Genomic DNA, 7,602 nt, shown 5'->3' with positions numbered 1-7,602 from the left:
CCGGCTCGGTCTCGGGTTGAGCCTCCGGCTCTGCGGCGGTTTCGGGCTCTGGAGCCTGCTTGGGCCGAGGATCCGGCTTCGGAACACCCGCCGATGACGGTCCAGCGGGTGAGGCGGGAGCAGTCCCTGGCTTCTGCCTGGACGACGCAGCCGTACCGCCCGCTGAGGCGACCGTCGACCCCCAGAGTCCGCCGAAGGAGGTGTCCTCTGCCAGGTCGCCGTCATCCGCCTCCCCCTGCAATGAGGTGTCTTCCATCGGACCGAGCGTGGTCGCGCCGGACGGCTCCTCCGAGTCATCAGTGGATACAGGCCTGGCCCCTTCAGGGGCCGGAGGCGGGGCCGAATCAGGTTGCTCTCCCGCCGCAACTGGCTTCGCAGCAGGAGCGGCAACCGACGCGGCCGTAGCCGACGATCCTCCTCCATTCACTGCGATACCCCCTGCGAAGACCATGCCACTGGATACTGCGAGCGCATCTGCCGCCAGCGCCGCCGCAGGATCACCCAGGCTCACCGTCGTGCCGGTGGGGACGACCGCCTCCGTCCAGGTCGTGACTCCCGCTCCCGAGATGGGTGCGTCGGCGTGGGCGGTGAGTCGTCCGCGCACGGCCACCCGGGTTCCCTCTTGCTCGACCAGCGCAAGGGCGAAGTCCGGCAAGGCGGACAGGCTCGCGCCGAAGTGCGCTGTCAAGGCGTCGACGAATCCGCCGAACCCTCCCCCCGAGCGCAGTGCCGCGGCCACCGCCAACCGCACTTCCGCCGACATCTCGGCATCGACCAGAGCGACGCCGCCTGGCTCGACTATGGCGAGCAGCGGCCCAGGACCGTACCGGTAGCTCACGTTCCACTCCCGGCTGGCGCGCCTGCACGCGGCACGGTGTCACCCGCTGCGCCGAGCTCATGACTCGATCCCACATGCTCCGCGTTGATCACGATGACGGTGACGTTGTCGCGGGCGCCCGCTGCGACGGCTTGGCGCACCAGGTCGTCCGCGGCCTGCTGTGCGCCATCCGCCTGGGCGAGGGCGGCGGCGATCTTGGCGTCATCGAGCTCTCCCGACAGTCCGTCGGAACACACCACTACTCGGTCTCCCGACTCCACGGGCACCATCCAGAAGTCGGGCTCCCCCGGCGCGCCCGCCCCGATCGCCCTGGTAACCATATTGCGGCGAGCGTCACGCCGCGCCTGTTGCGGCGTAAGTTCGCCCGCGTCGACGAGCTCCTGGACGACCGAGTGGTCCACACTCACCTGCTCCAGGCTGGTGCCGTCGTAGCGATAGGTGCGCGAGTCGCCGACATTGATCACCACCCAGTAGCCGACGCCGCCGACACTAGCGACGCCCACGCCCGTGAGCGTGGTTCCGGCACCTTCCGTTTCCCCGGCGAGTGCGTCCACTCGCTGAGATGCCCTGTCAAACGCGTCACGCATTTGCTGCACGGCCACGGTCTCGGTGCCTACCAATTGCCGAAACTCGTCGACGACCATGGCGCTCGCCACCTCGCCAGCCGCGTAGCCGCCCATCCCGTCCGCCACCAGGAACAACGGCGCCTCGCAGAGGTACGAGTCCTCGTTGTGTGCTCGGGTGGTGCCGACATCCGACGCGGCGCCAGCGCTCAGGGTCACCGATCCAGCCTGGAATTGGGTCACCATGTCAGCGCACCTCGAGAACGGCCGAGCGATCCCCCACTACGAGCCGGTCACCCGATGCCAGCGGCACGGACGTGCCGGGTTCTACCTGCACCTCGTTCCCGCCTCGGTGAACGACCACCCCATTCGTGGAGTACAGGTCGGTGACGGTGAATCCCTCGGAAGTTGGTGCGACCGCGAAGTGCGTCTTTGACAGGGACCTGGTGTTGTCCGTCACAGGAACCAACAGGGCATCGACATACTCGCCTGCGGCAGGGTTGCGGCCTATCACGGCCGTACCTGTCACGGTCACGACGGAACCGTCATCCCACGTGAGAACGGCGACACGAACGCGCGGCGCCGCCACCCGGGTGGCGTCGAGGTCGTCGTCTTCGGGCGCCAGCACAATTGACGTTGGTGGTGGCTCGGGCGCGGCCGGGGGCGCTGGCGGAGGAGGCGGAGGCGCAACCGGGGGCGCTGGCGGAGGAGGCGGAGGCGCAACCGTGGGTTCAAGCTCCGGCACGACGGGCGTAGCCGCCGCAGGCTCTGCAGGTGGCGCTGGCGGAGGAGGCGGTGGCGCAACCGGGGGTTCCGGCTCCGGCACGACGGGCGTAGCCGCCGCAGGCTCTGGCACCGCAGGCTCCGGCACTGCGGGCGCGGCTGGCGCAGCGGGTGGAGTTGGCGGAGCGGGCGCAACGGGCGGCGCGGCAGCGGTTGACTCGGACGCGCGCACGTAGCCGGGCACCGCCGAGATCACTCCGGATGCCTCGCTCGCTGGAGTCCCTGTGGGCCCGTCGCCAACCGACATCGAGGAAGCCGGGGGTGACTCCTTGTGGGCCGCGGCGGGCGTGCGGGCAGCCTCGTCCACTGGGATCGGCGGTGGCGGCGGCGGTGCGGACTGCGCCTGAGCGCGAGGCGTGTCGACCGCACCCTCGCGCGAGACCATGATGGAGCCCGCCGCGAGGTCGTGCCACCCGCGCCGCTGCGGATGCCACAGCGGCGACAGGGCGCCGATGAGGACGCTAGCGGTCACTCCGAAGACGAACTGTCGCACCACCGCCCTGCCAAAGCCGAGGGGGCCGCCGGTCTGCACCCGCACCAACCGCGTGCCCATGAGCCGCATTCCCGGCGATCCACCGCGGCTACCCCTCAGAGCGACGAGCACGAGCCACGCGCACAGTGTGACTGCCCAGGCGACCGCCAATGCGCGTAGGGGAAGCTGATCGGCGGAAATCTGAGCGTCGACTGCGGAGTCGGTCTCCCGCGCGGCGGCGAGCATGACCGGAATTGACGCGGCCATCGAAAGGACGCTCAGTGCGCCATAGTCGATGAACGCGGCGCCTACGCGCGGCCCGAGCGGAGCCAGTGTGGTCATGTGCGTGTCCTCCTCGATCGCCGTGCATCTTCACGGGCTTGGGCGCGCCGCTGCGCGAGCGAACGCAAACTCATCCTTGCGGTGACCCGCGCGGTGAAGGGCCTCGAGCGATGCATGGACCGCATGGCGGTGGCCACGTCTGCCCAGTACTCAGCGACCTCGTCATCGGTGGGCTCCCCTGGTGCCCACACGCCCCTATCAGCGCGCGCCGCAAGCGCGAGCGTTGATGCGTGCTCAAAGCCGTGGTCTACCATCCGTGCACCCTCAACTCGTGTGGCGTGGGCTGGCACGGTCACGCGGTAGTCCGCAGCGAGGTCGGCGACCTCCATCCACGCGCCATTCAGGCGGTCCCATGACGCTCCTGAGCGCCGTCGGCGCCGTCGCCTCCTGGCTTTGGCGATGAGAATCCATGCGAGTGGCCCCCACAGGATCGCCGAGCCGCCGGCGAAAGCGAGAACGACAAGGGCGGTGCGAACGAGCGCCTCCACGTCGACGGTCGTGTCTTCGACGACTTCGTCTTCCGTCGGCAGGCTCGGTGGCACCTCAGCGGGAGGCGCGGGTGGTGGCGGCGGTTGCAACACGCGCGGCTTGGGCTCGCGCTGCGGCTCCTGTTCCTCGTTGACCGGCGCCTGATCCTCGGCTGGCGACGGGTCGATCACCACCCAGCCCAGGCCGTCAAACGCGACCTCGGCCCACACGTGGGCTGTGGCACCCGTGGCTTCGAAAACTCCCTCGGAGTAGGTGTCGGGATAGAAGCCCACGACCACCCGCACGGGAATGCCCAGTTCGTGCGCCATAAGCGCGTACGCCACGGCGTATTGCTCGTCGTCGCCGATCATCTGCTCGGCGGCGAGCAACTCGGCAATCCGTTCAGCGCGGTGACCCGATCGCGACGGCGCTTGGCCCTCGAGGCCGTGAGAGAAGAAGCCCGCGCCCGACAGATGGTCGGCCAGTGCCCTCGCCTGTCCGTAGGGCCCTCCCGCGTCGGCCACCACGTCTGCAGCCATGGTGCGGGCGACCTCTGGTGACTGGGCGATTGCCGGGGGCGCGAGCCGCGCGAAGGATGCGGACTCCAGCCGCTCAACGGAGGGTTGGCCGTCGACGACGGCGCTGAACTCGTACGTCACGCCGGTGCCGACGCCGTAGGTCTCGACGAGCGTCCCGGTCGCGGCGTTGTGGTGCAATGCTCGATTGAGGGATTCTGCCTGATCGCCTGAGAACGACACCGAGGTGACTGCGCCGACGGTCGGCACCCAGACCCCGCTCAGGGAGTCGACGGTGATGGTGAAGGATTCCGGCTCGCCCTCGACGTCCGCGGCGAACCCGCTACCCACCCGGGCGAACGAGCCACCGGTCGACGAGCCGTTGCCAGAGACCGCGTAGACCACGCCGTCGTACGCGTCGAGGGTGGCCAGACGCACCCGGCCATCTTGCGGGAGGTGATCGACCGTGAACAGTGGTTCATCCTCGTAGTCGCGCACCCACTTGCGAAAGGACTGCAACGGACTCGCGTAGTCGTGCAATTCCAGTGGGGGGACGACCTCTTCGCGCAACAGGTTCCGGTCTTGTTGAGGCGCCGCCACTGCGACGGTGCCCGCGCCGACTGCGAGCGCGCCGAGCAGCATGCCTACCCCTCCGTAGGCCCGTCGGCGACGCGACGTCGCGAGCGTCTCGGCGGAGTGGCCAGCCGCGAGCGCCTCACCACCTGCCGCACGTTCCCGGTGGCGACGCCACGCGAGCCACGCGATGGCGACGGTGGCGAGCACCGCCCCTTGTGCAAGAGGGGCGGCGGCTCTGTAGAGCCCGAAGCCAATGGACACCCCCAGGAGGGCGAGCACTGGAATGACTGCCCACGCGGCGCGTCGCGTTCGCAGCGCCAGCAGGGTCGCGGCCAGCGAGGCCACCAGGGTCGAGATGAACGGCACCAGCAGCACCGTCTCGAATCCCACCGTCGGAACGTCGACCGTAAGGAGTGCCTTCCAGGCGCGCACCGCTCCGAACGCGAGCCCACTCACGGTGTCGAGGCTCGGAACGACTCCGGCGATCGTCGTGCTCCGCAATGCCAGCGCGCCCCCGAAGATCACATACGCGCCGATCATTGCCGCCACGGCCACGATCACGGGCCACCGTCGCCATACCGCGACGACGCCGAGGCCCACACCGATGACGATGCCTCCCACCGCGGCAGGCAACCATGCGGTCGACGCGAAGACCGGCCCGAAGCCCCACGCACCCATTGCCAGCATGACGACGATGGCGGCCAGGTCGACGCCCGCACGTCTCGGGTCTGGCATGCCGCCCTGGGATGCGCGTGTCATGCCGGAATCCTCCGCATCGCCTGAGGAAGGTCACGCAAGTCGCCTAGCGTGAGGACCACGACATCCCCGATGGTGCGGCGGGTGAGCGGTGCTTCAGGAGTGCAATAGACGGCGACGACGAGTACGCCCAGCGGGATATGCGACGCCGCCACGCGAATGTCCGACGGGGTGACGGCTCCGCCGCAGATGATGACGGCGACCGAGGCGTCTGGCACTGCAGCTCCGGTCCTGAGCGCGAGGTCCACGAAGGTCCCACGGTTCGCTGCGGTGTTCTCGAGCCCGGACAGGGCATCGAGAAACTGTTTGCCTGCGCGGGTGGGCAACTGGGCACCTTGGACAAGCACGCTCAGTTGCTTGTCCTCCCTCAGCGCCTGCAACCCGAGCGAGCCTGCGACCGACACGCCGAGTTCGAACTGGTCTTCTGTTTGGTATTCCTCGCTGTTGAGTGACAGTGAGATCGCGAGATGCGACCGCCGCGTCTCTTCAAACTGCCTCACCATGAGTTTGCCCGTGCGGGCCGTCGACTTCCAGTGGACGTGACGGCGATCGTCTCCTGGCACATACTCGCGAAGGGCGTGGAACGATATGTCGGAGTTCGACAGATCCTTGGAAGGCAGGCCCTCCAGGTCCTGCAGGAAGCCGGAAGAGGAACCCTCGAGCGGCACCGTGCGCGGGTGCACGTAAAGGTCCACTGGCTCGGTCCAGGTGACCACGCGCGCGAGCAGGCCAAGCGGGTCACCTCGCACCGCCGTGATGGGACCGACAGGCAACACGGCCCGGCGGTGAGTCGGAATGGTGAACACGTCGTCATGGCTCTCGCCTGGCCCGAGTCGTGGGATGGCGAACGACGCCAGTCCCTTACCCACCGGCAGTTCGACAAGCACGGGCAGCAAGGCCCGCTTGGTGGGGTTGCGCAGTTCGATGCCGCCGACGGCGCGCTCGCCCACCACCACGCGGGTCAAGGCCAGGTCGAGAGAGGCGTCGTAGGCGATGCGCCCCACGAGGAATGCCGCCGCCATGGCCAGCGCTGCGACGCCGATCGCGGCAATCGTCAGGAACTCGAGCCACCCCCACATCGCAGCGACGGTGAGCGCGACGATGGTGCCGAGGAGCACGACGGCTCCAAGGCCAGTGACCCAGCCGGCCGCGATCCGCAGCGGCCGCGTCACGGGCGCCGCGAACGGCACCGCGACCTCAGTCACCCACGCGCGCGCGAGCCCCACCGCGGGGACGGACCCCGTGGTCGTGGCGGGCGCGGCTGCGCCATCGCGCGCGGGTGTTGCGCTCATACCGAGACGGTCCTGCTTTGTGGCGCGGCCACCTCGGCGAGCACGCGATCCACGATCTGGCCGCTGGTGGCCCCTTGGAACTCTGCCTCTGCGTCAAGCACAATGCGATGCGCCCACACCGACTGGGCGAGCGCCTTGACGTCATCGGGAGTGACAAAGTGGCGACCGGAGGCGGCGGCGTGCACCTTGGCGGCCCGCACCATGGACAGGGCTCCGCGCACCGACACGCCCAGGAGGGCCTCTGGCGCGGCGCGGGTGGCCTCGGTGACGGTGGCGATGTAGGTCAGTACCGCGTCGTCCACGTGGACGGTTGACGTCAGATCGCTCATGTCGGCCACCGCCTGAGTCGTGATGATCGGAGAGAGCGCGGCTGAGCGGTCCCTTGCCGCGGACCCCGAGAGGATCCGGGCCGTGTGTGCGATGTCCGGGTAGCCGATCGTGGTCTTGAGCAAGAAGCGGTCGAGTTGCGCCTCGGGCAACTTGTACGTGCCAGCTTGCTCGATGGGGTTCTGGGTGGCGATCACCAGGAAGGGCTTGCCGACGGAGTGGGTCACGCCGTCGACGGTCACGCGGGACTCCTCCATCACCTCCAGCAATGCGGACTGGGTCTTGGGGCTGGCGCGGTTGATCTCGTCCGCGAGCACGATCGACGCGAAGATCGGCCCGCGATGGAACTCGAACTCGCGCACCTTCTCGTTCCAGATGGTGATTCCCGTAACGTCTGACGGCAGCAGGTCTGGAGTGAACTGGATGCGCTGGTGTGTGCCGGAGACTGTCGCGCTGAGGGCCCTCGCCAGCGACGTCTTGCCGGTTCCTGGCGCGTCCTCGAGCAGCACGTGGCCCTCCGCAAACATCGCGGTGAGCACCAGGCGGATGACCTCATCCTTGCCGAGCACCGCCTGGCCAATATTGGCAGTGATCTTGCCAAACGTGTCAGCAAACCACGCGGCCTGCTCTGGAGTCATGCTCATAGGGGTCTTCCCTCTCTTGCGGCTGG

5 protein-coding genes and 1 pseudogene are annotated in these 7,602 nt (G+C 68.7%); all 6 read right to left on the bottom strand.

Going from position 1 to position 7,602, the window contains the following annotated elements; all coding sequences use genetic code 11:
- A pseudogene (locus QZZ33_RS02055) lies at window positions 1–838 on the bottom strand (hypothetical protein); the annotation flags it as partial.
- Window positions 835–1,647, bottom strand: a complete 813-nt coding sequence (locus QZZ33_RS02050) for a protein phosphatase 2C domain-containing protein (RefSeq protein WP_291377812.1) — start codon at window positions 1,645–1,647, stop codon at window positions 835–837. The pseudogene QZZ33_RS02055 and the gene QZZ33_RS02050, both read right to left, overlap by 4 nt.
- A gap of 1 nt (window position 1,648) precedes the next feature.
- Complete coding sequence (locus tag QZZ33_RS02045) at window positions 1,649–2,998, bottom strand: RDD family protein (protein WP_291377811.1); 1,350 nt, start codon at window positions 2,996–2,998, stop codon at window positions 1,649–1,651.
- Window positions 2,995–5,316 carry a transglutaminase-like domain-containing protein gene (locus QZZ33_RS02040; protein ID WP_291377810.1) on the bottom strand — a complete coding sequence of 774 codons (2,322 nt, stop codon included), beginning with the start codon at window positions 5,314–5,316 and terminating at the stop codon, window positions 2,995–2,997. The genes QZZ33_RS02045 and QZZ33_RS02040 overlap by 4 nt, the downstream gene beginning before the upstream one ends.
- Window positions 5,313–6,605 carry a DUF58 domain-containing protein gene (locus QZZ33_RS02035; protein WP_291377809.1) on the bottom strand — a complete coding sequence of 431 codons (1,293 nt, stop codon included), beginning with the start codon at window positions 6,603–6,605 and terminating at the stop codon, window positions 5,313–5,315. The genes QZZ33_RS02040 and QZZ33_RS02035 overlap by 4 nt, the downstream gene beginning before the upstream one ends.
- A complete protein-coding gene (locus tag QZZ33_RS02030) occupies window positions 6,602–7,576 on the bottom strand; it encodes a MoxR family ATPase (protein ID WP_291377808.1) in 975 nt (324 codons plus the stop codon). Before QZZ33_RS02030 ends, QZZ33_RS02035 begins: the two co-directional genes overlap by 4 nt.
- Window positions 7,577–7,602: the final 26 nt, after the last annotated feature.

It is taken from the genome of Demequina sp. (genome assembly GCF_016278775.1).
Classification (GTDB): Bacteria; Actinomycetota; Actinomycetes; order Actinomycetales; family Demequinaceae; genus Demequina.
Note: the sequence above shows the minus strand (reverse complement) of the source record. Positions and strands in the feature narration are given on the sequence as shown.

What these genes read in the sequence shown, in the direction of transcription:
- QZZ33_RS02050 (WP_291377812.1), bottom strand. Translation starts at nt 1,647, where the DNA reads ATGGTGACCCAATTCCAGGCTGGATCGGTGACCCTGAGCGCTGGCGCC.
- QZZ33_RS02030 (WP_291377808.1), bottom strand. Translation starts at nt 7,576, where the DNA reads ATGAGCATGACTCCAGAGCAGGCCGCGTGGTTTGCTGACACGTTTGGC.
- QZZ33_RS02035 (WP_291377809.1), bottom strand. Translation starts at nt 6,605, where the DNA reads ATGAGCGCAACACCCGCGCGCGATGGCGCAGCCGCGCCCGCCACGACC.
- QZZ33_RS02045 (WP_291377811.1), bottom strand. Translation starts at nt 2,998, where the DNA reads ATGACCACACTGGCTCCGCTCGGGCCGCGCGTAGGCGCCGCGTTCATC.
- QZZ33_RS02040 (WP_291377810.1), bottom strand. Translation starts at nt 5,316, where the DNA reads ATGACACGCGCATCCCAGGGCGGCATGCCAGACCCGAGACGTGCGGGC.